This window comes from Streptacidiphilus pinicola (assembly GCF_003258295.1).
Lineage (GTDB): Bacteria > Actinomycetota > Actinomycetes > Streptomycetales > Streptomycetaceae > Streptacidiphilus > Streptacidiphilus pinicola.
Map to the genome: position 1 here is coordinate 20,736 of NZ_QKYN01000032.1, position 24,474 is coordinate 45,209.

Annotated in this window: 20 protein-coding genes; 11 read left to right on the forward strand and 9 right to left on the reverse strand. The window is 70.4% G+C overall.

Annotation, left to right across the window (positions count from 1 at the left end):
* Positions 1-16: 16 nt before the first annotated feature.
* Complete coding sequence (locus DN069_RS40850; RefSeq protein WP_207892084.1) at positions 17-1,966, forward strand: putative Ig domain-containing protein; 1,950 nt, start codon at positions 17-19, stop codon at positions 1,964-1,966.
* Between the two features lie 90 nt (positions 1,967-2,056).
* On the opposite strand, the gene DN069_RS08090 is transcribed toward DN069_RS40850, so the two are convergent.
* Entirely contained in the window at positions 2,057-2,704 is a 648-nt protein-coding gene (locus DN069_RS08090) for a DedA family protein (protein ID WP_243638996.1), read from the reverse strand.
* A 160-nt stretch (positions 2,705-2,864) separates the two neighbouring features.
* Here DN069_RS08090 and deoD point away from each other — a divergent pair, with 160 nt between their 5' ends.
* Positions 2,865-3,593: a purine-nucleoside phosphorylase gene (gene deoD / locus DN069_RS08095; protein ID WP_111500167.1), complete on the forward strand. Its 729-nt coding sequence runs from the start codon at positions 2,865-2,867 to the stop codon at positions 3,591-3,593.
* A 313-nt stretch (positions 3,594-3,906) separates the two neighbouring features.
* On the opposite strand, the gene DN069_RS08100 is transcribed toward deoD, so the two are convergent.
* Positions 3,907-4,548, reverse strand: a complete 642-nt coding sequence (locus DN069_RS08100) for an MBL fold metallo-hydrolase (RefSeq protein WP_111500168.1) — start codon at positions 4,546-4,548, stop codon at positions 3,907-3,909.
* Between the two features lie 71 nt (positions 4,549-4,619).
* Here DN069_RS08100 and DN069_RS08105 point away from each other — a divergent pair, with 71 nt between their 5' ends.
* The gene (locus DN069_RS08105) at positions 4,620-5,102 is read left to right on the forward strand and encodes a MarR family winged helix-turn-helix transcriptional regulator (protein WP_111500169.1); all 483 of its coding nucleotides are present in this window, start codon (positions 4,620-4,622) and stop codon (positions 5,100-5,102) included.
* A gap of 65 nt (positions 5,103-5,167) precedes the next feature.
* On the opposite strand, the gene DN069_RS08110 is transcribed toward DN069_RS08105, so the two are convergent.
* On the reverse strand, positions 5,168-7,768 hold the full coding sequence (locus DN069_RS08110) for a beta propeller repeat protein (protein ID WP_111500170.1): 2,601 nt from the start codon (positions 7,766-7,768) through the stop codon (positions 5,168-5,170).
* A 353-nt stretch (positions 7,769-8,121) separates the two neighbouring features.
* Here DN069_RS08110 and DN069_RS08115 point away from each other — a divergent pair, with 353 nt between their 5' ends.
* From DN069_RS08115 to DN069_RS08140, 6 genes are read left to right on the forward strand one after another with little or no spacing between them, the layout of a single operon-like run.
* Positions 8,122-9,804 (forward strand): ABC transporter substrate-binding protein, encoded by a 1,683-nt coding sequence (locus DN069_RS08115; RefSeq protein ID WP_165845420.1) that lies wholly within the window; start codon positions 8,122-8,124, stop codon positions 9,802-9,804.
* The gene (locus DN069_RS08120) at positions 9,801-10,739 is read left to right on the forward strand and encodes an ABC transporter permease (protein WP_207892085.1); all 939 of its coding nucleotides are present in this window, start codon (positions 9,801-9,803) and stop codon (positions 10,737-10,739) included. Before DN069_RS08115 ends, DN069_RS08120 begins: the two co-directional genes overlap by 4 nt.
* Positions 10,736-11,728, forward strand: coding sequence for an ABC transporter permease (locus tag DN069_RS08125; protein ID WP_111500172.1), 993 nt, complete (start codon positions 10,736-10,738; stop codon positions 11,726-11,728). Before DN069_RS08120 ends, DN069_RS08125 begins: the two co-directional genes overlap by 4 nt.
* Positions 11,725-12,567: an ABC transporter ATP-binding protein gene (locus DN069_RS08130; RefSeq protein WP_111500173.1), complete on the forward strand. Its 843-nt coding sequence runs from the start codon at positions 11,725-11,727 to the stop codon at positions 12,565-12,567. Before DN069_RS08125 ends, DN069_RS08130 begins: the two co-directional genes overlap by 4 nt.
* Positions 12,564-13,559, forward strand: a complete 996-nt coding sequence (locus DN069_RS08135; RefSeq protein ID WP_165845421.1) for an ABC transporter ATP-binding protein — start codon at positions 12,564-12,566, stop codon at positions 13,557-13,559. Before DN069_RS08130 ends, DN069_RS08135 begins: the two co-directional genes overlap by 4 nt.
* A complete protein-coding gene (locus tag DN069_RS08140) occupies positions 13,556-14,842 on the forward strand; it encodes an alpha/beta fold hydrolase (RefSeq protein WP_111500175.1) in 1,287 nt (428 codons plus the stop codon). Before DN069_RS08135 ends, DN069_RS08140 begins: the two co-directional genes overlap by 4 nt.
* Before the next feature lie 42 nt (positions 14,843-14,884).
* Here DN069_RS08140 and DN069_RS08145 read toward each other — a convergent pair whose 3' ends face one another.
* Entirely contained in the window at positions 14,885-15,922 is a 1,038-nt protein-coding gene (locus tag DN069_RS08145) for a LysR family transcriptional regulator (protein ID WP_243638997.1), read from the reverse strand.
* A gap of 107 nt (positions 15,923-16,029) precedes the next feature.
* Between DN069_RS08145 and DN069_RS08150 the strand changes: the two genes are divergently transcribed.
* Positions 16,030-16,824: an SAM-dependent methyltransferase gene (locus tag DN069_RS08150; protein WP_165845422.1), complete on the forward strand. Its 795-nt coding sequence runs from the start codon at positions 16,030-16,032 to the stop codon at positions 16,822-16,824.
* Positions 16,825-16,858: 34 nt separating this feature from the next.
* Here the strand turns inward: DN069_RS08150 and DN069_RS08155 are convergent, their stop codons facing one another.
* The 4 genes from DN069_RS08155 to DN069_RS08170 all read right to left on the reverse strand — a co-directional run bounded on the left by DN069_RS08155 (position 16,859) and on the right by DN069_RS08170 (position 20,850).
* Entirely contained in the window at positions 16,859-17,932 is a 1,074-nt protein-coding gene (locus DN069_RS08155; RefSeq protein WP_243638998.1) for a cytochrome P450 family protein, read from the reverse strand.
* A 128-nt stretch (positions 17,933-18,060) separates the two neighbouring features.
* The gene (locus tag DN069_RS08160; protein ID WP_111500179.1) at positions 18,061-19,413 is read right to left on the reverse strand and encodes an MAB_1171c family putative transporter; all 1,353 of its coding nucleotides are present in this window, start codon (positions 19,411-19,413) and stop codon (positions 18,061-18,063) included.
* Between the two features lie 6 nt (positions 19,414-19,419).
* The gene (locus tag DN069_RS08165; protein ID WP_111500201.1) at positions 19,420-19,965 is read right to left on the reverse strand and encodes a hypothetical protein; all 546 of its coding nucleotides are present in this window, start codon (positions 19,963-19,965) and stop codon (positions 19,420-19,422) included.
* 168 nt (positions 19,966-20,133) lie between these two features.
* Positions 20,134-20,850, reverse strand: coding sequence for a hypothetical protein (locus DN069_RS08170; protein ID WP_111500180.1), 717 nt, complete (start codon positions 20,848-20,850; stop codon positions 20,134-20,136).
* A 649-nt stretch (positions 20,851-21,499) separates the two neighbouring features.
* Here DN069_RS08170 and DN069_RS08175 point away from each other — a divergent pair.
* On the forward strand, positions 21,500-22,963 hold the full coding sequence (locus tag DN069_RS08175; protein ID WP_243638999.1) for an alginate lyase family protein: 1,464 nt from the start codon (positions 21,500-21,502) through the stop codon (positions 22,961-22,963).
* Between the two features lie 147 nt (positions 22,964-23,110).
* Here the strand turns inward: DN069_RS08175 and DN069_RS08180 are convergent, their stop codons facing one another.
* Positions 23,111-24,367 (reverse strand): ROK family transcriptional regulator, encoded by a 1,257-nt coding sequence (locus DN069_RS08180; RefSeq protein WP_111500181.1) that lies wholly within the window; start codon positions 24,365-24,367, stop codon positions 23,111-23,113.
* Positions 24,368-24,474: the final 107 nt, after the last annotated feature.

A 24,474-nucleotide genomic window follows, 5' to 3' on the forward strand; every position in this document is an offset into this window, starting at 1 on the left:
AAGGAAGGGCACCCCCATGCCTGAAAGCTCCCGGCGTCGCCGCATCGGCGCCGCTGCCGCCGCAGTGATAGGCCTGTCGGCCTTCACACTGTCGTCCGCGCCCGCCATGGCTGCCCCCGCGTCCGGTGCGCAGAGCCCGTCCGCGGTCGTGAAGAAGGCCCACCCTGACGCAATGCTCTCGCTGGCGACGACGCGGGCGACGCAGACCTGGGAGAAGACCCACGCGGCGGCGTCCACCCGGGCCGCGGCCGCCACCGTCGGCACGAACACCCTCGCCTACAACGGCGGCACGAGCGGCATGGGCGTCATGAGCGGCGCCAAGACCAAGGTGTACCTGGTCTTCTACGGAAACCAGTGGGGGACCCAGGGCACCGACGCCAACGGCAACGCGACGTTCTCCGGGGACCCGGACGGCGGCGCGCCCGTGGCACAGCAGATGTTCAAGGGCATCGGCACCAACGGCGAGACCTGGTCGGCCGACCTGACCCAGTGGTGCGACGGTCCAGGCGTCACCGCCGGCGCGTACTCCTGCCCGACCAACCTGCCGGCCTCGCAGTTCGTCCCGTACCAGAGCGGCGGCGTGCTGGCCGGCGTCTGGAACGACAACGCGGCCGCGTCCCCGGCGTCGGCGACCGAGGCACAGCTCACGCAGGAGGCGATCAACGCGGCGGGGCACTTCGGCAACACCACCGCCGCCTCGAACCGCAACGCGTACTACGTCATCCTGTCTCCGCACGGCACGAACCCGGACAACTACCAGAGCCCCACCCAGGGCTACTGCGCCTGGCACAGCTGGAACGGCGACACCAGCCTCGCCGGGGGCCCGTTCTCCTCCCCGTACGGCAACATCGCGTTCAGCAACCAGCCCTACAACATGGACATGGGCGCCACCTGCGGAGTCGACTTCCTGAACTCCGGGAGCGCGGGCACTCTCGACGGCTGGACCATCACCCTCGGCCACGAGTGGCACGAGATGATGTCGGACAGCTACACGACCACCGGGTGGGCCAACCCTGGCACCAACGGTGGCACGAAGAACTACGAGAACTCCGACGAGTGCGCCTGGATCAAGGGCGGCCAGCCCGGCGGGGTCGCCAACGTCAGCTTCGGCACGTACGGCACCTACGCCGAGCAGGCGAGCTGGTCCAACGACACCAACAGCTGCGCCATCTCGCACGCGATCCTCACGCACGGTGGCTCCACCGCCAACACCGTGACCGTGACGAACCCGGGCAACCAGAGCTCCAAGGTCGGCGGCTCGGTCTCCCTTCAGGTCCAGGCCACTGACTCGGCGTCCGGTCAGACACTGACCTACAGCGCCACGGGCCTGCCGGCCGGTCTGTCGATCAACTCCTCGACGGGTCTGATCACCGGTAGCCCGACCGCCGCCGCCACCTCCTCCGTGACCGTCACGGTCAAGGACGGCACCGGTGCCACCGGCTCGACCTCCTTCTCCTGGACCACCACCGCAGCCACCGGTGGCTGCACCGCGGCCCAGCTCGTCGGGAACGGCGGTTTCGAGAACGGCACCGCGCCGTGGACCGGCACCACCGGCTCGATCGTCGCCTCGTCCCTGTACGGCATCCCGGCCCACTCGGGGAGCTACGCGTCGATCCTGGACGACTACGGCTACGCCGCCACCGACACCCTGGCCCAGACCGTGAGCATCCCGGCCACCTGCACGAACGCCGCCTTCTCCTTCTGGCGGTACATCACCACCGCCGAGTCCGCGCTCGGCGCGGCGGACACGCTGAAGGTGCAGGTCCTCAACGCGTCCGGCACCGTCCTGGCCACCTTGCACACCTACAGCAACCTGGACGCGGACAACCAGTGGGACCAGGCGTCCTACTCGCTGAGCCAGTTCGCCGGCCAGACCGTCACCCTGAAGTTCACCGGCACCGAGACCGACACGTACGGCGGCTCGACGGCCTTCGCGCTCGACGACGTCGCACTCAACGTCTCCTGACACCGCACCCCGTCCCAGTGGCGCCCCGGGTACCGCCGGGGCGCCACTCGGCTTCCGCGCAGCGGGACGAGCGACGGGTCGAGCCGGCCCTCAATCGGAGTCCTCGGGCGAGCGCGCCGCGCCGCGGCGGCGCAGCCATGCGCGAGCGACCAGAGCCGTGACCAGGACGGCGACGGCGGCCAACAGCCACAGCTGGTACCGCAGTGCCTGGCGATAAAGGGGGCCGATGTCACTGCCGGCGGTGTACCCGAGTGCGGTCCACACCGCCGTCCAGGCAGCCGCCCCCACCGCGTTCGCGGTGGTGAAACGGGGGCGCGACAGGCAGTTCACGCCGGCCAGCACCCCGTTGGTCTGCCGCAGCACGTCCACGAAGCGGGCCACCAGCACGATCCACACCCCCCGCCGACGGTAGTACTCCTCCGCACGCGCGTACCGGGCCTCGGTCAGCCGGACATAGCGGCCGTAGCGGTGAACCAGCGCGACGCCCTGCCACCGCCCCAGCGAGTAGGCGAGCTCCGCAGCCACGAAAGCCGCCGCCCAGCCCACGGCGGCGACCGCGAACACGTTCATCCGCCCGGTCCCCGCATACACCGCCGCGACGATCAGCATCGTCTGCCCCGGCACGGGCACCAGGATGTTGTCCAAGCCCACCAACAGCGCCAGCATGGCGTAGCCGCCCCGGTCCAGGAGCGGTTGCAAGTGAGCCAGCGCCCCCGGCAGTCCCGCGCTTCCACTCACGCCACGCCTCTCTTCGACTCCCGCAGTCGGCTCCTGCCCGGACCGGTCGCGCGCACACCTGCCGTCGAGGTTCCGGGCCGAAGGACTGGGTTGCGAGGCGGTCCCGTCGGACGGAGGGTGTGGTCATGAACGACCTGACGGCGCAGAGCAGGATGAACTGATGGCCACGCCACACATCGCCGCCGAGCCCGGCGATTTCGCCCCGCGCGTGCTGATGCCGGGCGACCCCCGCCGGGCCCTTCGCATCGCCACCGACTTCCTGGCGGACGCCCGGCAGGTGACGGACGTGCGCGGCATCCTCGGCTTCACCGGCACATACCGGGGCGAGCCGATGTCCGTGATGGCCTCGGGCATGGGCGCGCCGTCCATCAGCATCTACGCCACCGAACTCTTCCGGTTCTACGGGGTGGAGCGCATCATCCGGGTCGGAACGGCTGGTGCCCTCCAGGCGTCCCTGGCCCTCGGCGATGTGATCGTGGCCTCGGCCGCGCACACCGACGCGACCACGGCCACGGTCCGTGTGCCGGGAGTGTCCCTGTCCTTGGCGCCGTCGCCGCGACTGCTCGTCGACGCGATCACCGTGGCGGGGGACGCGGCCCAGGTGGGGCCGGTGTTGAGCTCGGACTACTTCTACCTCGACCGCCCCGAGGTCATCGACCGGCTCGCAGCGCTGGGCACCCTTGCCGTCGAGATGGAAGCGGCCGGCCTGTATGCGGTGGCCGCGGCCGAGCGACGTGAGGCCCTCACCGTACTGACGGTCAGCGACCACATCCGCACCGGTGAGGCGATGGACGCGGTCACTCGCGAGACCCGGTACGAGCACATGGTCGACATCGCCGCGCGCGCCCTGCTCGCCCGCCCGGTTGTCGGAGCAACGGGATCCGCGTGAAGGCTGTGGTTCCGTCCTTCGCGGCCGCAGCCCTTTTCGCTACCGGGCGACTCGGGCCTGCAAGATGAGGTCCCGCGGTTCGGCGAAGCCGAGGCTGCGGTAGAGCCCCTCGCCGTCAGGTGTGGCGGCCAGGCGAACCGTCGTGGCGGCCGGCTCGTCAGCGAACCAGTTCAGCAGGGCGCTCAGGCAGGCACGGGCGAGTCCGCGGCTGCGGAAGTCCGGAACTCGACCAGTCGGTCGATGTCCGCGGGGCCGGCACGCCGGATCAGAGCGCGCTCTCGGTTTCCGTCACCCGAGTCTCCTCTGTCTGGGCTCAGACCGGGACGGTCTCTCCGACCGGCACGATCGTGAGGGGCACCTTGCTGAGCATCTCCGGACTGAGGAACCGTGCGGTCGACTGTTGCCCGATCTCGCTGAGCATGACCTCATGAATCTGGATCAGGTGGCTGGGCGCCACCTCCCGAACGAAGTCGGCCGCCTCGCCGAGCTTGGTCCAGGGGCCGCTGGTGGGCAGCAGCAGAGTGCCGACGGCGGCGTCGGGGGCGTGGTAGGCGTCGCCCGGGTGGTAGAGGCGGCCGTCGACGAGGTAGCCGAGATTGGTCACGCGCGGGATGTCGCGGTGGATGGACGCGTGGAGGTCGCCGAAGACCGCGACGTCGAAGCCCGCGACGGTGATGCTGTCGCCGGCCCGGACAGCCGTGACTTGGCCGCGACGGGCCGACCACCGCTCGACCACCGACGCGGGACCGTAGACCCGAAGCTCGGGCCGGGCGTCCAACGACTTCGCGATCAGCTCCTCGTCGAAATGGTCGAAGTGCTCGTGGGTGATCAGCACGGCGTCGGCGGCGGCCACCGCCGACGCGGCGTCGGGCGTGAACGTGCCCGGATCGATGACGATCCGCGCGTCCTCCTTGGCCAGGGAGACACAGGCGTGCGCGTGCTTGGTCAGCTGCATCGGAACAACCTCTCGCCAAATCTACAGCCTGAACTGTACAGGGTAAACTGTATACCTGGTAGCGTGGACGCATGCCCGAGCAGCCATTGCCACCCGTGGACCGACTCGCAGCAGCCCTGCGCATCACGGTCGGCACCCTGGTGCGCGCCACGCGGTCCTCCGACCGACTCGAGCCGATCCCGGCGACGGTCCTGGACCTGATCGACCGGAACGGGCCGATGACCACGGCCGAGCTCGCGGCCGGCCGCGGCGTGCGCCACCAGACGATGGCCGCCACCGTCAAGGAACTCAGCGATGCCGGCTACCTGATCGCCGGCCCCGACCCGGCCGACGCGCGCAAGCGGATCCTCGCGCTGACCACGGCTGGACGGAGCGTGCTCGAAGCCGACCGCCATGGCCGCGTCGGCGCCATCGCCGAGGCCATGGCCGACAGCCTGAGCGAGGACGAGCTGCGCGTCCTGGCCGACGCGCTGCCCGTCCTCGACCGGATCGCCGCGAGGATCGCCGAGGGCGGTTCACCGGCCGACCGCGGTCCCGTCACCGGCGCCTGGTGAATCCGGCCCCCCTCGCGGCCGGATGAACGACTCGACTCCGCCCTGCGGCGAGTGGACCGCGTCCCCTACAGGCCCGTCAGGTCCAGCCGCCACAGCCCCCGGCCGTGGGTGGCGACCACCACCGCGTGACCGGACGGGTCCAGCGTGACGTCGGTCGCCACCGAACTCGGCAGGCCCTGGCCCAGGCGGGACCAGTGGGTGGGCGAGCGGAGCGACGCGGTGTAGACCAGGTGGTCGGTGGCCAGGACCAGCCGGTCGTTCGCGATCACCAGGGCGTCGCCCGGCAGGTCTGGCAGGTTGCCGCTGATGTCCCGCCAGGTCGTGCCGCCGTCGCGGGACTCGAAGACGTGGCCGGTGCCCGCGGTCGGGATCCACTTGCTCGAGTAGCCGCCGTACACGGCGTAGACGTGCGCGGGATCGGCCGGGTCGCTCACCAGGGCGGAGACGTACCGGTTCGGCAGGTTGGGGGCGCTGACGTTGTGCCAGGCGCCGCCGAAGTCGGTGGCGATGCCGCTGTGGAAGCCGTCGCCGCTGTCGTCGGACGGCGTGCACGAACCGCACCAGCCGACGTAGTCCACACCGTGGTCCGCCTCGACGGCGGTCGCCGAGGCCTTCGCGCCCAGGTCGTAGGCCTGCTTCCAGTCGCAGCCCGCCGCGTCCTTCGCGCAGACGGTGTCGAAGCCCTTCTGCGTGTCCCAGACGTAACGGCCCGCGACGACCCAGTGGTTCAGGTCGGCCCGGTCCGCGCTGTACGGCGCGATGAACTGCATGCCCGGATCGCAGTCGGCGATCGGTGTGCCGCTGCTGTCGCAGCTCGGGCTGATGTCGCGGAACGCCGGGCTCTTGCCGTCGGAGCGGCCACCCGTCGTGGTCACCGTGATGTCGCCGCGCACGTACTCCGCCGCTGCCCGGTCGGCGTCGGCCGGGTCCACGACGACGTCACCGCCGTCGCCGGCGAACGGCTGGAGCACGTCGTGCGAGCCGCCCCGGACCAGCGTGCCCCCGTTGTCCTGCAGGCCGCCCCAGTACGCCGTGCCGCCCTGGGGATCGCGGCCCGCGCCGACGTAGAAGTACTGGAGCGTGCGCAGGCCGGCGTTGAGGTCGCGCCAGTGGCCCGGTGCGCTGTCGGAGGCCGGCCGGGACCAGACGCCGCCGTCGCTGCCCACGTACAGCGTGCCGTCCGCGGCGATCGCGACGGCGTGCTGGTCGGTGTGCACGGTGGGCGGGCAGCCGGCGGGGGTGCCGTAGCAGGGCAGGGTGTAGTTCCAGAAGGGCGCGAGCGTGTGCCAGGTCGAGCCGCCGTCGCGGGTCTCGTAGATCTCCTCCAAGCCGACGTACACATGCCTCGGGTCGGCGGGGTCGACCTTGACGTACTGGTTGTACCAGGCGCCGACGCCCGGCTCGTAGCCGCTGGGGAAGGTCTGTGCGGACCCGGACCGGGCCAGCGTGCCCGCGTCGGCGAGCAGCTTCCACGGGCCGCTGGGGTCCCCGGTCGGCGACACGTACAGGCCCTTGAACGACGTGGACTGCAGCGGGGCGGGCCGCTTGCCGGCCAGGTACGCGGGGGACTGGATCAACGCGTACAGGGCGCCGCCGTCGGGGGCGTAGTCCAGGCTGGTCCGCCCGATGTCCGAACTGTCGATCCCTGCGGGTTGTATGAGCGTGAACGTGCCCGGCGCGCCGCCCCGGGTGGAGAGGTACAGCCCGTCGTACGGTGTGCCGCTGCGGTAGCCGAGCGCCGCGAGCACGGTGTCCCCGTCGCCTCCGGGCCGGACCACCACGCTGGAGATGATCGAGGTCCGGGTCGGGTCGTGGGTCGGGTTGGGGTCCGGCTGGAGCACGGGCTGCCAGGGCTTGTTGCGGGCGGCTTCGAGCGGACGGCGCCACAGGCCGTGGCTGGTCGCCGCGAAGACGTACCGACCGTTGCCGGTGAGCGTGGCGACCTGGCCGTTCAGGAGCTCGTCGCCGCCGACCCGTTGGTAGGTCCGGCCGTGGTCGGTGGAGCGGTACACGCCCTGGCCGGTGTAGTTGTCACCACTGGTGTTGGCCTCTCCGGTGCCCACCCACAGCGAGTGGTCCTGCGGGTCGACCCAGAGCGCGCCGACGGAGGCGGTGGTCTGGTCCTGGAACTCCGGCTGCCAGTGCCGGCCGCCGTCCTGGGAGCGCCAGACACCACCGTCCGCGAAGCCGGCGTACACCCACCGCCCGTCCGTGGTCAGGGCGGAGGCCCTGCCGGTGACCAGGCCCCAGCCGGAGCCGTAGTCGGAGTACGACGGGTCGGCGTAGGCCGGATCCTCGCTGTTGGTCGAACCGCTGGTGACCTCCGTCCAACGGCCGCCGATCGCGCGCAACCGGTTGCCGGCGGCGGCGCCTTGCTCCGGCGCGGCGCCGGAGACCGTGGCGGCGGGGGCAGTTCGCGCCGCGGCGAACTGCCGGGCGGCGGCGACCGGATCGTCGGGATCGCCGGAACCGCCGTCGGCGTGACCGGCCTTGGGAACGGTCGGCTGGACGAGGTGTTCCAGGGCCGCGAGTTGGCGTTCGGCGGTGGGCGGCAGGGCCTTGGCCGGCAGAGGCTCGGGTGCGGCGCCGGCGGTGCCGCCGGTGCCGCCGGTGAGCACCACCGCGGCCGCGAGGGCGACCGCGAGCAGGTGGGAGCGTTGGAGCATCGAAGTGCCTCCTGGGCATGGATCGACGTCGATTTCGGTGCTCCCGCCACCACTGGACGCCGGTGAGCCTAGAGGGGCGACCCCGAATTCGCCTAGCCCCCAAAGACGTTGGGAGCACCCCCTTCGGATGGCCAAAGGGGCAGGTCAGGTGGGGGGATAACGCCGGATTATGGGGAAGTGGGATTGCCCCGCCGGCCCCGGCCCGTTCGATGCTTGCCGTGGACGTCCACCTGGCTCGGACGGTCGGCCGCAGGCTCCCGCCCCGCGCCGGCCGTCCCGCGATGCTCCGGTGTCGGCGCGCACGGGCAGACGTCCAGGCAACTGTGAAATGTCACATGGCAGATGGAGTGACTGTGAAGGCAAGACGATCAGGGCTGGTCGCACTCGCCGCTCTGGGCCTGATCGCCGTGGCGGGCTGTGGGGGAGCCGGCCACGGCGACGAGGGGCAGGGCCGGGTCGCCAAGGGAGGCACGCTGTACGTGCTGTCCACCCTCGACCTGGAACACCTCGATCCGGCCCGCAACTACGTGACCTCGTCCGAGGACGTGAGCCGCCTCGTCTACCGGACGTTGACCACCTACGCGGCCGCACCCGGCAAGGCCGGCGGCGAGATCGTGCCGGATCTCGCGACGGACACCGGCCGACCGAGCGACGGAGCCCGGACCTGGACCTTCACCCTCAAACCGGGTGTGAAGTACGAGGACGGGCGGCCCATCACCAGTCAGGACATCAAGTACGGCGTCGAGCGCACGTTCGCGGCCGAGCTTCCCGAAGGACCGCCGTACGCCCGCATGTGGCTGGCCGGGGGCAGCACCTACCAGGGCCCCTACAAGGACAAGCAGGGGCTCGCCTCGATCGGGACCCCCGACACCAGGACGATCGTCTTCCGACTCGACCGGCCCGTGGCCGACTTCGGCTCCGCGGTCTCGCTGCCGATGTTCGCTCCGGTGCCAGCCGACAAGGACACCGGTGTCCGCTACGACAGTCGCCCGTTCTCGTCCGGCCCGTACGAGATCGCGGATTTCCAACCCCACAAGCAGCTCACGCTGGTCCGCAACACCTACTGGAACCCGGCCACCGACACCGTGCGCAAGGGCTTGCCGGGCAAGGTCGTCATCGACCTCAACCTCGATCCGGCCGTGGTCGACCAGCGGCTCATCGCCGGCACCGGAAAGGACGCGGACGCCGTCGCGTTCGAACCGATAGGTCCCGCCTCCGTCGGCCCGGTGATGGCCGATCCTGCCGTCCGCAAGCGCCTGGTGACCGGCGACTCGATCAACACCCGCTACCTGTCCATCAACACGGCCCACAAGCCGCTCGACGACGTGCGGGTCCGAGAGGCGATCGCCTACGCGCTCGACAAGGACGCACTGCGCACCACACGAGGCGGCCCGATCGCCGGCGACATCGCCACCACCCTGCTCCCTCCCGCACTCCCCGGTGCCGGACCGGACGACCCCTTCCCGAGCCCGGGCGACAAGGGAGACCCGGCCAAGGCCAAGGCGCTCCTCGCCGAGGCGGGCCACAGCTCCGGACTCACCCTCACCCTCGACACCCCGGCCACCACGGCGGGCCAGGCGCAGGGCGAGGCGGTCCAGGCGTCGCTGAGCCGAGCCGGCATCACCGTGAAGATCAACACGATCAGCACCTCGGCGTTCTACAGCACCGTCGGGAACACCAGCCAGGAGCACGACCTGGTGATCGACGGCTGGACGCCCGACTGGCCGACCGCCTCCACCTACCTGCCGCTGGTCTTCGATGGGCGGCAGATCACCGCCGAGGGCAACAACGACCACGCCCAGTACGACTCCGCTAAGGTCAACGCCCGGCTCGACGCGATCGCCGCGATGAAGGACCCCGCGGCCGCCGCGGCCGCCTACGGCGAACTCGCCAAGCAGATCATGCGGGACGTCCCCGTCGTCCCCTTCCTGTGGGACAAGGCGGCGATCCTCGTCGGCTCCCACGTCGGCGGCGCCTACGGCCACATCGCCTATGTCGGCCGGCTGGACCTGGTCTCCCTCGGGTTGCGCCCGTGACGGCGACGCTGCCCGCCTCGGTACCCGGTGCGACCCGCCGCGCCGACCGGCGGGAAGCCTCCTTGCTGCGACGCCTGCTGACACAGCCGTCGTCGGCGCTCGCGCTGGTCTCCGTCTGCCTCCTGGTCGCCGTCGCCCTGGGCGCCCCGCTGATCACCTGGCTCACCGGCACGTCGCCCACCGCGTTCCACTCCGAAGCCGTGGATCCGGCGCTCGGTGGACTGCCACGGGGCGCCGCCGGTGGGATCACCTCTGCGCACTGGCTGGGCGTCGAGCCGGGCAGCGGTCGGGACATTCTGGCCCGCGTCGCCTACGGAGCCCGGGTCTCCCTGCTGATCTCCGTGCTCGCCACCGCCATCTCCGTGGCGCTCGGCACAGCGCTGGGGCTCGCCGCCGGGTTCTTCGGAGGCTGGACCGACGCGGTGATCGGCCGCGTGATGGACCTGCTGATGTCCTTCCCCAGCCTCATCTTCATGATCGCGCTGATCTCCGCCGCGCCCGGCGTCAACCGGCAGCTGCTCCTCGTCGTCGTGCTCGGCTTCTTCGGCTGGCCCTACGTCGGACGGCTGGTGCGCGGCCAGGCGACCGTGCTGGCCCGCGGGGAGTTCGTCGCCGCGGCCCGAGTGCTGGGCGCGTCGCGGCGAGCCCTGCTGGTGCGGGAGGTGCTGCCCGGCCTCACCGGTCCGGTCCTCGTGGTGGCGACCATGTCGATCCCCAACTACGTCGCCACCGAGGCGGGGTTGTCCTTTCTCGGCATCGGGGTGCAACCGCCGACCCCCTCATGGGGTCAGATGATCGCGGCCGCCGTGCCCTGGTACGCCGCCGACCCGATGTACTTCCTGATTCCCGGCGCCTTCTTGTTCATCACCGTCCTCGCGTTCAACGTCCTCGGCGACGCGATACGGGACGCGCTCGACCCCAGGAGCCGACGATGATCCTCTACGCCCTGCGCCGGCTGGCCGTCGCGGTGGTGATCCTGCTCGTGATCTGCGGTGCGACCTTCGCCATCTTCTACCTGATGCCGGCCGATCCGGCCCAGGGCGCATGCGGCAAGGCGTGCAGCCCGGAGCGGATCGCGCAGATCCGCACGACGCTCGGCCTGAACCATCCGGTGCTGATCCAGTTCCGCGACTACCTCGCCGGGATCGTGGCGGGCCGCAGCTACGGCACGGGCGCACAGGCCGTCACCTGCCCGATCCCGTGCCTGGGATTCAGCTTCCAGACCAACGAACCGGTCTGGGGGCTGCTCACCGAGCGACTGCCGGTCAGCGTCTCGATCGCCGTGGGAGCAGCGGCGCTGTGGCTGGCCGTGGGCGTCACGGCCGGGGTGGTCTCCGCGTTGCGCCGGGGCAGCGTGTGGGACCGGGCGGCGATGGTGGCGGCGCTCGGCGGAGTCTCGCTGCCCGTCTACTTCACCGCGCTGGTGCTGCAGTACCTCCTCGTCGTCAAGGCCGGGGTGCTGCCGTATCCGCAGGCGGTCGCGCTCACCGACGACCCGGTCGGCTGGGCCGAGTCGATGCTCATGCCGTGGATCACGCTGGCCATGCTCTACGCCGGTATCTACGCCCGGATCACCCGGGGCGAGATGCTGGAGAGCCTCGGTCAGAACTTCGTGCGCACGGCCCGCGCCAAGGGGCTGCCTGAGCGGACCGTGCTGCGCCGGCACGCGCTGCGGCCGGCGCTGATGCCCATCGTGACGATCTTCGGGATGGACCTCGGCGCCCTGCTCGGCGGCGCCCTGATCACCGAGTCGGCCTTCGGCCTGCCCGGCGTGGGCAAGTTGGCGGCCGATGCGATCAACAGCGCGGACCAGCCGGTGATCCTCGGCGTGACGCTGTTCGCCGCAGGGTTCGTCGTGCTGGCCAACGTCGCCGTGGACCTCGTCTACGCGGCCCTGGACCCGAGGGTGAGGGCCGTGGGATGAGCCTGCTGACCGTACGGGATTTGAGCGTCGAATTTCCCTCCGGGGTACGCGCCGTGGACGGGCTCGACCTGGAGCTGGACGCCGGGCGGGTGCTCGGCGTGGTCGGCGAGTCCGGAAGCGGCAAGTCCGTGACGAGTCTCGCCGTGATGGGCCTGCTCCCGCCGGACACCCGGACATCGGGTGACATCCGCTTCCAGGGGAGGCAGTTGACGGGCGCCGGCCCGCGGGCCCTGCGGGCCCTGCGCGGCGACCGGATGGCGATGATCTTCCAGGATCCGCTGTCCTGTCTCAACCCCTACTACACGGTGGGCTTCCAGATCGCGGAGGCCTACCGGGCCCACCGCCGAGCCGGGCGCCGCGCGGCCCGCGACATCGCCGTGCGGATGCTCGACCGGGTGGGCATCCCCGAGCCCGAGCGCCGGGCCCGCGCCTACCCGCACGAGTTCTCCGGCGGTATGCGACAGCGCGTGCTGATCGCGATGGCGCTCTGCCTGGAACCCGACCTGCTGATCGCCGACGAACCGACCACGGCACTGGACGTGACCGTGCAGGCACAGATCCTCGACCTGCTGCGGGAGCTGCGGGAGCGGTCCGGCACCGCGATCATGCTCATCACCCACGACATGGGGGTGGTCGCGGGGCTGGCCGACGACGTCGTGGTGATGCACGGCGGCCGCGCCGTCGAGCACGGCGCGGTCCGCGACGTCTTCTACCAGCCGCGTGCCGCGTACACCCGCGGACTGCTCGCCTGCGTGCCACGGGTCGACGGACCCCTGCCGGAACGGCTCCCCACCCTGCGGACGCCGGCAGCAGGCGAACCCCCGGAGGTGACCTCGTGAACCGACCCGTGCTCGAAGCGAACAACCTGCTCAAACGCTTTCCGGTCTTCAACGGCCTGACCCGGCGTCGGGTGGGGCACGTGACAGCGGTCGACGGCGTATCCCTGCGGGTCGAGCCGGGGGAGACGCTCGGTCTGGTCGGCGAGTCCGGCTGCGGCAAGTCCACGGTCGCCCGACTGCTCACCCGACTGGTCGATCCCACCTCCGGAACCGTCCACCTGAACGGGACAGAGGTGACCGGCCTTGGCCAGGAGGCACTGCGACCGCTGCGTCGCGATCTGCAGATGGTCTTCCAGGACCCCTTCTCCTCACTCAACCCACGGCAGACCGTCCGACAGATTCTGGCCGCGCCCTACCGGTACCAGGGGCTGGAACCGGCGGAGCCGGTGGAGGAACTGCTGGAGCGGGTCGGCCTGCGGCCGGAACACGCCGCCCGACACCCCCACGAGTTCTCCGGCGGCCAGGCGCAGCGCATCGGCATCGCCAGGGCGTTGGCCCTGCGCCCGAGGCTCGTCGTGTGCGACGAACCGGTCTCCGCCCTGGACGTGTCGGTACAGGCCCAGGTCCTCAACCTGCTCAAGGACCTTCAGCAGCAGTACGGCCTGGCGTACGTGTTCATTGCCCACGACCTCGGCGTCGTCCGCCAGATCAGCAGCCGGATCGCCGTCATGTACCTGGGGACCGTCGTCGAGCGGGCCGACCGCGACACGCTCTTCTCCCGCGCCGCCCACCCCTACACCCACGCGCTGCTCTCGGCCGTACCGCTGCCGGACCCGGACGCCGAACGGTCCCGGGAGCGGATCAGGCTCGACGGCGACCTGCCCAGCCCGCTGAACCCGCCCGGTGGCTGCCCGTTCCGGACCCGTTGTCCAAAGGCGGCGGAGCGCTGCGCCGCCGAACGGCCCGACCTGCGGGCGATCGCCGAGGGTCACGAGGTCGCCTGCCACTACCCCGAACCGCTGTCCGCAGAGAGGACTGCACCGACACCATGAGCCTGCGCCACAGCTACCGCCTGCCCGGACTCGCGGTGGCGGACCATCTCTTCACCGTGCCGCTGAACCACGCCGACCCCGCGGGCGCGTCGATCCAGGTGTTCGCGCGCGCGGTCGCCGACCCGGCCCGGGCAGGGGAGCAACTGCCCTGGCTGCTCTACCTGCAGGGCGGGCCGGGCGGAAAGTCGCCCCGGCCGCTCAACGCCGTCGACGGCTGGCTGAGCCGTGCGCTCAAGACGCACCGGGTACTCCTGCTCGACCAGCGCGGCACCGGACGCAGCACTCCCATCACCGCCCGTTCGGCCGAGCAGTACGTGTCCGCCCAGGACCTGGCCGATCAACTCACCTTCTTCCGGGCCGACTCCGTCGTGGCCGACGCCGAGCTGATCCGGCACCAACTGGCCGGAGGAGAACGGTGGGAGACGCTGGGACAGAGCTACGGCGGCTTCATCACCCTCACCTACCTCTCCCACGCTCCCGAAGGACTGCGCGCCTGCTACATCACCGGCGGCCTGCCCGGCCTGGACACCACCGCCGACCGCGTCTACGCCGCCACGTACCCGAAGGTGGAAGCGAAGGCGAGCGCCTACTACCGCCGCTACCCCCACGACCGGGCCCTGGTCCGGCGGGTCGCCGACCTGCTCGACCGCGAGCCGGTCCTGCTGCCCGACGGCGACCGGCTGACCGTCCGGCGTCTGCGCACCCTCGGCCTGATGCTCGGCATGGGCGACGGCTTCGAACGACTCCACTGGCTGCTGGACGAGGCGATCGGCGCCGACGGACGCCTCACCGCGACCTTCCTCCACCAGGCGATGACCCTGACCGGATTCACCGACAACCCGCTCTTCGCCGTCCTGCAGGAGTCGATCTACGCACAGGGGGCCGGGCCGACCGAGTGGGCCGCCACCCGTGGCATCGCCGCCCGTCCGCAGTTCGCGGAGGACGCCGACCCGCTGCTGTTCACCGGCGAGATGTTCTACCCGTGGATGTTCCAGGAGATCGCCGGCCTGCGACCCTTCGCCGAGGCCGTCGACCTGCTGGCGCGGCGCCGCGACTGGCAGCCGCTCTACTCACCGGCACAACTGGCCGCCAACCAGGTGCCGGTGGCGGCGGCCGTCTACCACGACGACATGTACGTGCCCGCCGAACTCTCGCTGGCCACCGCCCGCTCGATCGGCTCACTGCGCGTCTGGGTCAGCAACGAGTGGGAGCACGACGGGGTCACCGCCTCCGGAGGGCGAGTCCTGGACCGGCTGATGGACATGGCCGCCGGACGGGTCTGACCACCTCCCGGAACCTCCACCACCGCCAAGGCCACGAGAGGTTCAACCGGCCCCGCACGGCCGCGCCTGGTCGGGATGGCGCTCGCGCCACCTGGCGTAGACCGGCGCGCGTGCGCACACGGCGAGATACCCCGCGCCCACCCTGCTGACGATCTCGTCGCAGTGAGCCGCGAACTGACCGACGTCATGCCAGGCCAGTACGTGCCGGTACCACACCGGGGACCCGGCCAACGGGCGGACTGCGACGCCCGGGACCTCGATGAAGGTGGCCTGGCAGAAGCTGACCGCCAGCCCCGCCCGGACGATCTCGACCAGCTGTCGTCCCTCGGCCTCGTAGGGCGTCCGGGGCTGGCGGTCCATCGATGCGAAGACGGTCGCCCAGTACTCCCGGCTGCGGTCGCTGTCGGGCCGCGGCATCGCCCAGTCGTCGTCCAGGAGTTGATGCAGGCTCACCTCCTTTTGGAGGGCCAGCGGGTGAGCGGCGGGAAGCAGGGCGAACACCGGTTCGGTGACCAGTGGACGCAACACCACGCGGTCCTGTGGCGGAAGTTCGTAGCCCGGATTGTCGCCCAGGACCGCCGCGTCCAGGCGTCCGGTCGCGAGGTCGTCCAGGAAGGGCGACTGCGAGTACTGACCTCGGGTCGACACCGTGGCCGCCGGGAGCACACTGCGTACCGCCAGGACCAGATCGGCCAGCAGGGGCGCTCCCACCGAACCGAGACGGATGCGATCGGGGCTCCCGCCGGGGCGGGTTGCCCGCACGGTGTCGGCCAGCAGATCGTCGATGCCCGGCAGGATCGCCCGGGCCCGGGTGAGCACCATTTCTCCGAACGGCGTGGGCACGACGCCGGACTGCCCACGCTCGAAGATGATCCCACCGAGCATGACCTCGATCCGCCGGAGCTGGGCGCTGAGCCCCGGCTGGGTCATGCGCAGCGTGACCGCCGCACGGGTGAGACTCCCGCCCTCCGCGATCGCGGAGATCACTCGCAGATGCCGTACCTCCAGCTCCATGCGCGGATGATATGGACGGCCGGGAAGGCCCGAAAGGTCCAGAACCGACAACGTCGTGTGTGACATGTCACACACGATATGCAGAGCAGATTCTCGATGCTCCCGAGCAGCGGCCTTCGGGGAATGCTGGTTCATTGGAATCCACAGACCCTCGAGCCCGGGGAGAAACGCCCATGGACGAAGAACCGCCGGTCGACCTCACCCGGCCGAGCATCGCCCGTGTGTACGACTTCTTCCTCGGCGGAAACCTCAGCTCGGAGGCGGACCGGCAGGTCGCGGGCGAGATCCTGGCCGCGATGCCGGACCTGCCGGAGATCCTGCGCGCGAACCGGGCCTTCGCCGTCCGTGCGGTCCGGTTCCTGGCCGAAGCGGGAGTCCGCCAGTTCCTCGACCTCGGCTCGGGCCTCGCCACCGCGGGTGCCACCCACGAGGTCGTCCGGGCGGCGGGGGTGGACGCCCGCGTGCTGTACGTGGACAACGATCCCGTCGTCACCGCCCACAACAGCACGCTGGCGCCGGAGCACACCTGCGCCGTCCTGCGCGCGGACCTGCGCGACACCGCCGGCGTGCTGGCCTCCCCAGAGGCCAGGAGCCTGCTCGACTTCGACGAGCCGATCGCGGTCCTGATGATCGCGGTGCTCCACTTCATCGACCACGCCGACAGGCCTGCGGACATCGTCGCGCGCTACCGGGACGCCCTCGCGCCGGGGAGCTTCCTGGCGCTCACCCACGCCGAGAACGCCGAGCGGCTGCCCGGCACCTTCGAGGCGGCCCGCGTCTACTCCAGGGGCGTCGCCCAGATCCACCTGCGCACGCGCGCCGAGATCTCGGCCTTCCTCGACGGCTGGAGCCTGGTTGCCCCCGGACTGGTGCCCACCCCCGACTGGCACCCGGACCAGGCCGCCCCGGTCCGGTCCACCGTCCGGCAACACGGCATGGCGGCGGTGGCCCGCAAGGAGCACCCCTGAGCCGACGCGACGGTGACCGCGCGGACGTTCACGTTCACCAAGCGACCGGCAGCGCCACCAGACCACGGGTGCGGAACGAGGACGTCCACCGCAGTTCGGAAGCGGCACACGCCAGACGGATCTCGGGGAGGCTCCGGAGCAAGGCATGGATGGCCACGCTCGCTTCCATGCGCGCCAGCGCGGCACCCACGCAGTAGTGAAGCCCGTGGCCGAAGGCGAGATGACCGTTGCCGGAGCGTGTGGCCTGGAACTCGTGCGGCTGCGCGAACTGCGCCGCGTCGCGATTGGCCGAGACCAGTGAGAGCCACACCCGGTCGCCCGGCGCGATGACCTGCCCACCGAAGTCGATGCGCTCGCGCGCGAAGCGCCGAGAGGCGAGCATCGAGGGCGTCTCCCACCGCAGCGTCTCGTCGAGGACCTGGTCCATCGACACGGTTCCTGCGCGCAGCGCCCGGAGTACCTGCGGGTGGGTCAGCAAGGCCAGCATGGCGCTGCCGATGAGGTTCGCGGAGTTGTCGTAGCCGGCGAACAGGAGCAAGAAGGCCATGGCGACGAGTTCGGCCTCGGTGAGCCGGTCCTCCTCGTCGCGGGCGGCGACCATCTGGGACAGCAGGTCGTCGCCGGGATCGTCAGCGCGCTTGCGGTTGATGAGCTCCGAAAGGAAGCCGTACATCTGCTTGAGCGCCTGGCGTGAGTCCAGGGCGGCGTCAGGCTCCGGAGAACGCAGAGCGTCGGTCCAGCGCCGGAAGTCACGCCGGTCGCCCTCGTCGATGCCCAGCACGTCGCAGATCACGGCGAGAGCCAGCGGATTGGCCACCGCCTGGATCAGATCGGTGGACTCGCCCGCCTCCAGCCGCGCGACAAGGTCGTCGACGCGCCGCTCCACGAGGGGCCGAAGCCCTTCGATGCCACGTGGAGTGAACGCCTTGGACACCAGCCTGCGCAACCGGGTGTGGTCGGGTGGATCGCTGTTCTGCAGGTGGGCGTCCAGCTCTGCCGGCATGGAGGCACCATGTTCGCCGGAGGAGGACGCGGTCGCTTTGTTCAGGGACAGCCGTGGGTCGTTGAGCAGGGCCCGCACGTCGTCGTAGCGGGTGACGAGCCACACCGGCGCGCCGTCCGGCGTGGTCGTGCGCTGGATCGGCCCCTGGGCCCGCAGGTCCGCGTATCCGGCGTGCGGGTCCGCGAGGAGGGACGACGTGAAGAGAGCCGTCACTTCGGACGGCGTCGCGCGATTCACGCGCCCGCCCCGGTGTCGGCTGTCTCGGCCTGCACGGCGCGGGCCAGGGCGAGCGGGATCACCGGCGAGGTGCGGTACGCGTCGGCGACCTTCATGAGCCAGGCGGCCTCGACGTCGTCGTCGCCCTCGGCGAGGTCGAGCAGAGGACTCTCGTCCTCTCCGGGCACCTGCACGCCGGCCGCGTGCGCCTTGAGCGCGATGGCGAGTTGCGCCGCCTCGACGACGGCGTCGGCGTCCTCGCCGGAGAGCGCGAGTCCGGCGGCCAACTCTCGGGAGATCTCAGCGGTCTGCTCGGTGAAGGACAGCCGCAGCTGCCATTGGGCGTCCCGGATCTCCGTGATCTGACGGCCCAACAGGAGCTCGATGTCCTGCAGTTCGTACCTCACCTCCGGATCGCCCTTCGGCCGGAGCGCGAGCCTGCCGTCGCGCACCTCGACCACCAGGCGGCCGGCCAGACGCCATGCGTTCCGGAACGTCCAGCGCGTGGTGCGCGGCGCACTCTGGAAGAGCACGATGCCGGGAAGGGTGGTGGCGACGTCGTGCCACAGCGGGTAGATCCGCTGGTAACGCCGGTAGGCCACCGTCAGCTCACGCAGCCGCGCGTAGCCGGCACCCCAGGCCGGCATCGTGAAGCCGAGGCTGAACAGCGCGGCGGAGACGCTCGCGCTCATCGGGGCGACAACGCTGCTGACGGTGTGCAGGGGGCTCGGACCGATCTGGTCCCAGACCATGTTGACGATCTTGGGGACGGAGTAGCCCTCGCCGAACACGGCGCCCACGGTCACGATCCGCAGTCCCCTCGCCAGCCAGGGCCGGTCCTCCACCATCCGTGCGTAGCGCCAGCACAGGACCCCGAGCATGCCCTCGCTGACGCAGAAGAGCAGCTGGTAGGAGAGCAGGAAGACGGAGATGTAGGGCGTGGCCTCGTAGTGGACGTCGAAGTCGGTCGGGTGCTCGGCCCCGCCGACGTTCGGCTGGCCGAGGAAGAAGAACAGCGTCATGACGGCGAGGCTGAGCACGGAGTAGCTCACCAGCAGCCGGTGCCGCAGGCGGGTCTTGTTCTGTGCCGAGGACCAGCTCATCAGGAGCGTGACGAAGGCGGTCAGGCAGACGGCCACGCTGATGTAGACGATGAGCGTGGAGACGTTGGGGATGTGGAAGGCCTTGTCGATGCCGGTGTAGACCGCGGGCGAGGCCAGCACGAACGGCGCGTCGTAACAGAAGATGGCCAGGCACAGAAGTTGGAGTTCGCGGTTGCGCGGGTCGCGTATCAGGTCACGCAACTTGTAGACGAGCGCGCAGGTGTTGATGACGGCGAGGATGCCGTAGACGATCGTGAACAGCAGCATGCGACGTCAGTCCTGCTTCCTTGGGGCGCTGCGCTCCAGTGCGGCACCGAGGTGGTGGGCCAGGGTGGCGGCCCCCGTTGACACGGCGGTGGTCGGGTGTGGGGCGCCTGCCTGGCGGCCGACGTGGAGCGGGATGAGGCTGGCCACTGTCTCCGCCCTGCGCTCCTCGGTGCTGTCGTACACCGTCCGGCCGAGGACCAGGCGCACGAGTGCCGGGTCGAGGTTCGGCATGAGCAGACGGGCCATCTCGTCCTCGTCGGTCTCGGTGGACTCGTGTCCGAGGAGGATGTGGGCCAGCTCGTGCAGTTGGATGTGCTGCTGCTGCCGACGGGTCGTCTGCTCGGAGTACATCACGTAGTCGATGCCGTCGGTGGCGACCCACAGTCCGCAGGGGCTGTTCGGGCGCGGCGCCATGGGCATCGGGACCAGCTCGATGGTCCGGCCGCGCTGCGCCGCGATGGTGTCGGCCAGGGCCGGGATGTTGAACGGGCTCGGGACGTCAAGGCTCCTGACCAGGTCGGCGCACTCGCGCCGAAGTTGCCTGTCGTCCATCTCGGACCCCTCTAAGCCGTCAGCGGGACTGCGCCAGCGGACGAACACCACGTGGCCCTCCACGAGCCGGTCCGACCGTGCACACGTCATCCCTGGACCACAGGGAGCCTATATCAGAGCGCGCGTCCGATACGCGCCCGGCCCCCGCCCGGGTCCCGCTTGGCCCGTCTACGGCTTCGTGCGGTTGCTGAGATGCTCGATCATCGGCGTCAGGGCCGACAGAGCGTCCTCGTCGAGCTCGGCCACCCTGCGCATGGCGACCTGGCGGGCGCCGATGCCCTTCAAGGCGCTCAGCAGTTTCAGGTCCTCGGCGACCTTGGCGGCGACCTCCTCGTCGAAGAAGAAGTCCGCCGGCACGCCGATCGTCGTGGCGAACGCGCGGAGCCTGCTGAAGAGGTGGTCCTGCCACTCGCCGGCGCGGAGCCGGACGATGTCGTCCTCCGTCAGGAGACCCCCTCGCTCCCGGATCAGGTGCGCCAACTCCTTGTCGGCGTACGTGCCGTCGAGGTCACGGCGTTCCACGATCGAGACCAGCAGCATCAGTCTGGTCAGGACCTTCTCCGGGTCGGGCGAGGAGTCGCTGCTGCCGCCGGTGTCTGCCTCCGGCTCACCGCCGGGGAGGTCTTCCGCGAGGAAGTAGGCAACCGGCACGCCGTAGACGTTGCCGAGTGCTTCGAGGCGTTCGACGCCGGGGTTCCCCGTCGTCGCGTTGCGCAGGTTGAGAACGCCTTGGTGACTGATGGTCGGCCCGCCGTGCTCTCTGGCGTAGGCCTGACTCGCCTCAGCCACCGCGGCGTAGTGGGTGGGGCCGCTCCCGTCCGGGTGCCCGGTGCGCATCAGGTAGTCAAGTCGCTCTGCGACGCGACGTGCGAGCGAGTCACTCATCTACCTGCCTCGTTCCTTCCGGGCTGCTCCTGCAGGACCATTGGGCCTTGCATCTATTCTAGTTGATGGATCGATGTCAGGGGCAGGGTTTCATCTAACGGGGTTGACATGACTCGGCTGGCTCTGCACGATCATAGGCACGGCGTCTTGCCGAAGTGATCGGCGTGCAGGGGGCCAGTCACTTTGACGGCGCATCAGGGGCGGGGTGTGTTCTGGCAGCGCGAGGGGATTGCCAGAGCACGCCCCGGCCCACTTCGAACCGCATGGTCGAACGGCTGCGGCCCGCGCCCACGGGGGGAGGCGCGGGCCGCAACCCGACCACGGTCACCAGCCGCGTCCGGTCCGTTCCTGCTCACGGGGGGAGAGCACGAACAGACCTCATCGCCCGTGCCGATGACGTGTCCTCACCATCATATTCACACATGGCGGTTGACGGTGTACCGGCAGGCCAAAGTCGGCGCGATCTTGAGACCACGAGTCGTGCTGCAGCACGAGGCCGGTCGTGGGTGCTGATTCAGAAGCTCAGCGCGCGAGATTGATCTGCCGCCATGCAAGTTCGCCCTATGATCGCACCGGCAATTTCTGTTAGCGCTCACAATCCCAGACCGTCTCCTGGGATGAGAAGCGTCGATGACCGGGAGCCAGTCCAGTGACTCAGAACGACGACCACCAGCAACCGAGCCGCCGCAGCCTGCTGAAGCTAGCCGGTACGGCCGGACTCGCGGTCGGAGCCGTCGCGGTGAGCGGCGCCGCCGGTGCCGCGGCGGCCCCCGCACCCGCGTTCGCCCACCCCGGGCTGCTGCACTCCCAGGCGGACCTCGACCGGATCGCCGCCAAGGTCAAGGCCGGCGCGCAGCCGTACCTGGCGGGTTGGCAGCGGCTGACGGGCAACGGGCACGCGCAGAGCAGTTGGAAGGCGAACCCCCAGCCCACCGTCTACCGGGGAGGTGCCGCCCCCCAGAACTTCCCCACCCTCTACAACGACGTCCACGCCGCCTACCAGAACGCCCTGCGCTGGCGGATCAGTGGTGACCGCGCCCACGCAGACGCGGCCCGGGACATCCTCAACGCCTGGTCGGGGACGCTGAAGCAGGTCACCGGCAGCGCCGACCACTACCTCGCCGCCGGCATTCAGGGCTACCAGTTCGCCAACGCGGCCGAACTGATGCGCGGCTACCCCGGGTTCGATCTCGACCGGTTCAAGACCATGATGCTGCAGGTCTTCTACCCGGTCTGCGACAACTTCCTCCGCGAGCACAACGGCGCGTTCATCACCAACTACTACGCCAGTTGGGATCTGCTCGCCCTCTGCTGCGTCTTCGCTGTCGGCGTCCTCTGCGACGACCGGGCCAAGGTCGATCAGGCCGTCGAGTACTACCGCAACGGCGCGGGCAACGGCTCGCTCCAGCATGCCATTCCGTACGTCCACCCCGGCGGCCTGGCCCAGTTCCAGGAGTCCGGCCGTGACCAGGGGCACACCACGCTATCCGTCGGCCTGATGGGCACCCTGTGCGAGATGGCCTGGAACCAGGGCATCGACCTCTACGGGGAGGACGACAACCGCTTCCTGAAGGGGGCCGAGTACGTCGCCAAGTACAACCTGGGCGAGGACGTCCCGTTCACCCGCCTCAGCTTCGAGCAGGGCGCGCCCCATGTCTGGTCCAGGACTGTGGTCGACACGATGCCCTCCGCGGACAGCCGGGGCAACCTACGCCCGATCTGGGCGATGATCCAGAACCACTACGTCAACCGCCGCGGCCTCGCCGCGCCTTACTGCACCGCCATGGCGACGAAGCTCGCGCCCGAGGGTGGCGGTGGCAACTACGGCCCGAACAGCGGCGGCTTCGACCAACTCGGCTTTGGCACACTGGCTTTCACCCGTGACATGGCCGCGGCTCCGCTGTCGCCGCCCACGCCGAAGGGGTCTTCGGCGGGCGCCGGAGGCTCCGCGGCGCCGGCTTCGCCGAACGCGGCCGGAGGCTCGGCCAAGGGCCTCGCCTTCACCGGCTCCAGCGACCTTCTGCCGCTCACCGGGGCGGGCCTGCTCGCCATCGGCGGTGGCGTGCTGGCCCTCCGCATCCGTTCCCGCCGAAAGGGCGCGCACCGCGCCTGACGCTGTGTCCGGTTCGGCCGTTCGACGCCCTCCCCGTCCGCGCGGAAGGGGAGGGCTTGAGCACTCGATTGTGAGCGTTAACAGACGATGGGGCCCTGAGCGATGCGACATCAGGCGGTGACGCGGCGGGCCGTGCAATACCGCTGGTCATACCGATGGAACCTGCCCGACGGCTGATTGCTGGATGGCGGTTGCCACGGCGCCGAGGAGTTCAGAGCGTTGTTGAAGTGTGCTGGTGGTGATGGTCACGGCGTTGGCGCTGGCGGGCTGGGCGTACCGGTTGATGGACTCGCGTACGCCCTCTGCCAGGGGTTCGCCGGCTGCGCTGAGTTCGCCGCCGAGGATGACGGCGGCCGGGTTGAGACAGTTCACGAGGTCGGCCAGGACGAGGCCCAGGGTTCTTCCGGCGTCGGTGATGACCCGGGCGGCGGCGGGCCTGGAGGCGAGCTCGGTCAGTGACGGGGGCTCGCCCCGCGCCTCGCCCGACTGGCCGGACAGGTGCTCGGTGGGCAGGACGTGGGCGAGTTGGCGGCGCACCTCGGTGATCGACACGACGGTCTCCAGGCAGCCGCGGTTGCCGCATCGGCACAGGTTGGTGGCGCCTTCCAGGTGGGTGTGGCCGATCTCTCCGGCGATGCCGCTGGAACCGCGGTAGGTCCGTCCGGCGAGGACCAGTCCCGCGCCGATGCCGTGGGATGCCTTGATGTACAGGAAGTCGTCGATCCGGCGGGCGGCGCCGAAGGTGTGTTCGCCGCGGGCGCCCATGTCGGCGTCGTTGGCGATGGCGACGGGCTGGCCGAATCGGCGGGTCAGTTCCTCTGCCGGGTTCAGGCCGATCCATTCACGCAGGATGGTGGGCGCGCGGACGGCCTGGGTGCGGATGTCGAGCGGGCCGGGGATTCCGGCCGCGATGCCGGTGATCGCACCGGAGGTGTGTCCTGTCCGAGCCAGTGCCTGTGCGGCCAACTCCGTTGCGGTGTCGAGCGCCTGCTGGGGTTGACTGTCGACGTCCAGGGCGGCGGACGATTCCGCGAGCAGTCTTCCTGAGGTGTCGGCGATCGCCGCGGTGATGTGGGAGTGCCCGAAGTCGATCGCCAGCACGACGCCGGGTCGCCGCCGCAGGGCGACGACCGTGGGTCGGCGACCCCTCGCTCCGGTGCCGGCGGGAACGGGTGTTTGCTCCGTCAGAAGCCCCTCGTCGGACAGCAGGGTCACGGCGCTGGCGATGGCGCTTCGGGACAGACCCGTGAGGCGACCCAGTTCGGCGCGCGTCAGATCTCCGTGCTGGGCGAGGACCTGAAGGACCTGTTCATGCGTTCGCTGACGACGCGAGCTTGTCATCGATGTCCTCGTAAGCGACGCGGACGGCAGCGTACGACCGCCGCCCCCGTGGGAGCGGAGCATAGCGAAGCAGGAGCGACCATGGGCACCGCGTGGGCGTCCAAGGTCAACATGGACCCATTTTACCGTTCAAAGGAACAACTTCCGGGACCTTTCTGACTCTTGACGGT

Coding starts and splice junctions, on each gene's coding strand:
- DN069_RS08165 (WP_111500201.1), bottom strand. CDS start 19,965: ATGGACGACAGGCAACTTCGGCGCGAGTGCGCCGACCTGGTCAGGAGC.
- deoD (WP_111500167.1), top strand. CDS start 2,865: ATGGCCACGCCACACATCGCCGCCGAGCCCGGCGATTTCGCCCCGCGC.
- DN069_RS08170 (WP_111500180.1), bottom strand. CDS start 20,850: ATGAGTGACTCGCTCGCACGTCGCGTCGCAGAGCGACTTGACTACCTG.
- DN069_RS08125 (WP_111500172.1), top strand. CDS start 10,736: ATGATCCTCTACGCCCTGCGCCGGCTGGCCGTCGCGGTGGTGATCCTG.
- DN069_RS08180 (WP_111500181.1), bottom strand. CDS start 24,367: ATGCTCCGCTCCCACGGGGGCGGCGGTCGTACGCTGCCGTCCGCGTCG.
- DN069_RS08160 (WP_111500179.1), bottom strand. CDS start 19,413: ATGCTGCTGTTCACGATCGTCTACGGCATCCTCGCCGTCATCAACACC.
- DN069_RS08140 (WP_111500175.1), top strand. CDS start 13,556: ATGAGCCTGCGCCACAGCTACCGCCTGCCCGGACTCGCGGTGGCGGAC.
- DN069_RS08100 (WP_111500168.1), bottom strand. CDS start 4,548: ATGCAGCTGACCAAGCACGCGCACGCCTGTGTCTCCCTGGCCAAGGAG.
- DN069_RS08150 (WP_165845422.1), top strand. CDS start 16,030: ATGGACGAAGAACCGCCGGTCGACCTCACCCGGCCGAGCATCGCCCGT.
- DN069_RS08130 (WP_111500173.1), top strand. CDS start 11,725: ATGAGCCTGCTGACCGTACGGGATTTGAGCGTCGAATTTCCCTCCGGG.
- DN069_RS40850 (WP_207892084.1), top strand. CDS start 17: ATGCCTGAAAGCTCCCGGCGTCGCCGCATCGGCGCCGCTGCCGCCGCA.
- DN069_RS08105 (WP_111500169.1), top strand. CDS start 4,620: ATGCCCGAGCAGCCATTGCCACCCGTGGACCGACTCGCAGCAGCCCTG.
- DN069_RS08145 (WP_243638997.1), bottom strand. CDS start 15,922: ATGTCACACACGACGTTGTCGGTTCTGGACCTTTCGGGCCTTCCCGGC.
- DN069_RS08110 (WP_111500170.1), bottom strand. CDS start 7,768: ATGCTCCAACGCTCCCACCTGCTCGCGGTCGCCCTCGCGGCCGCGGTG.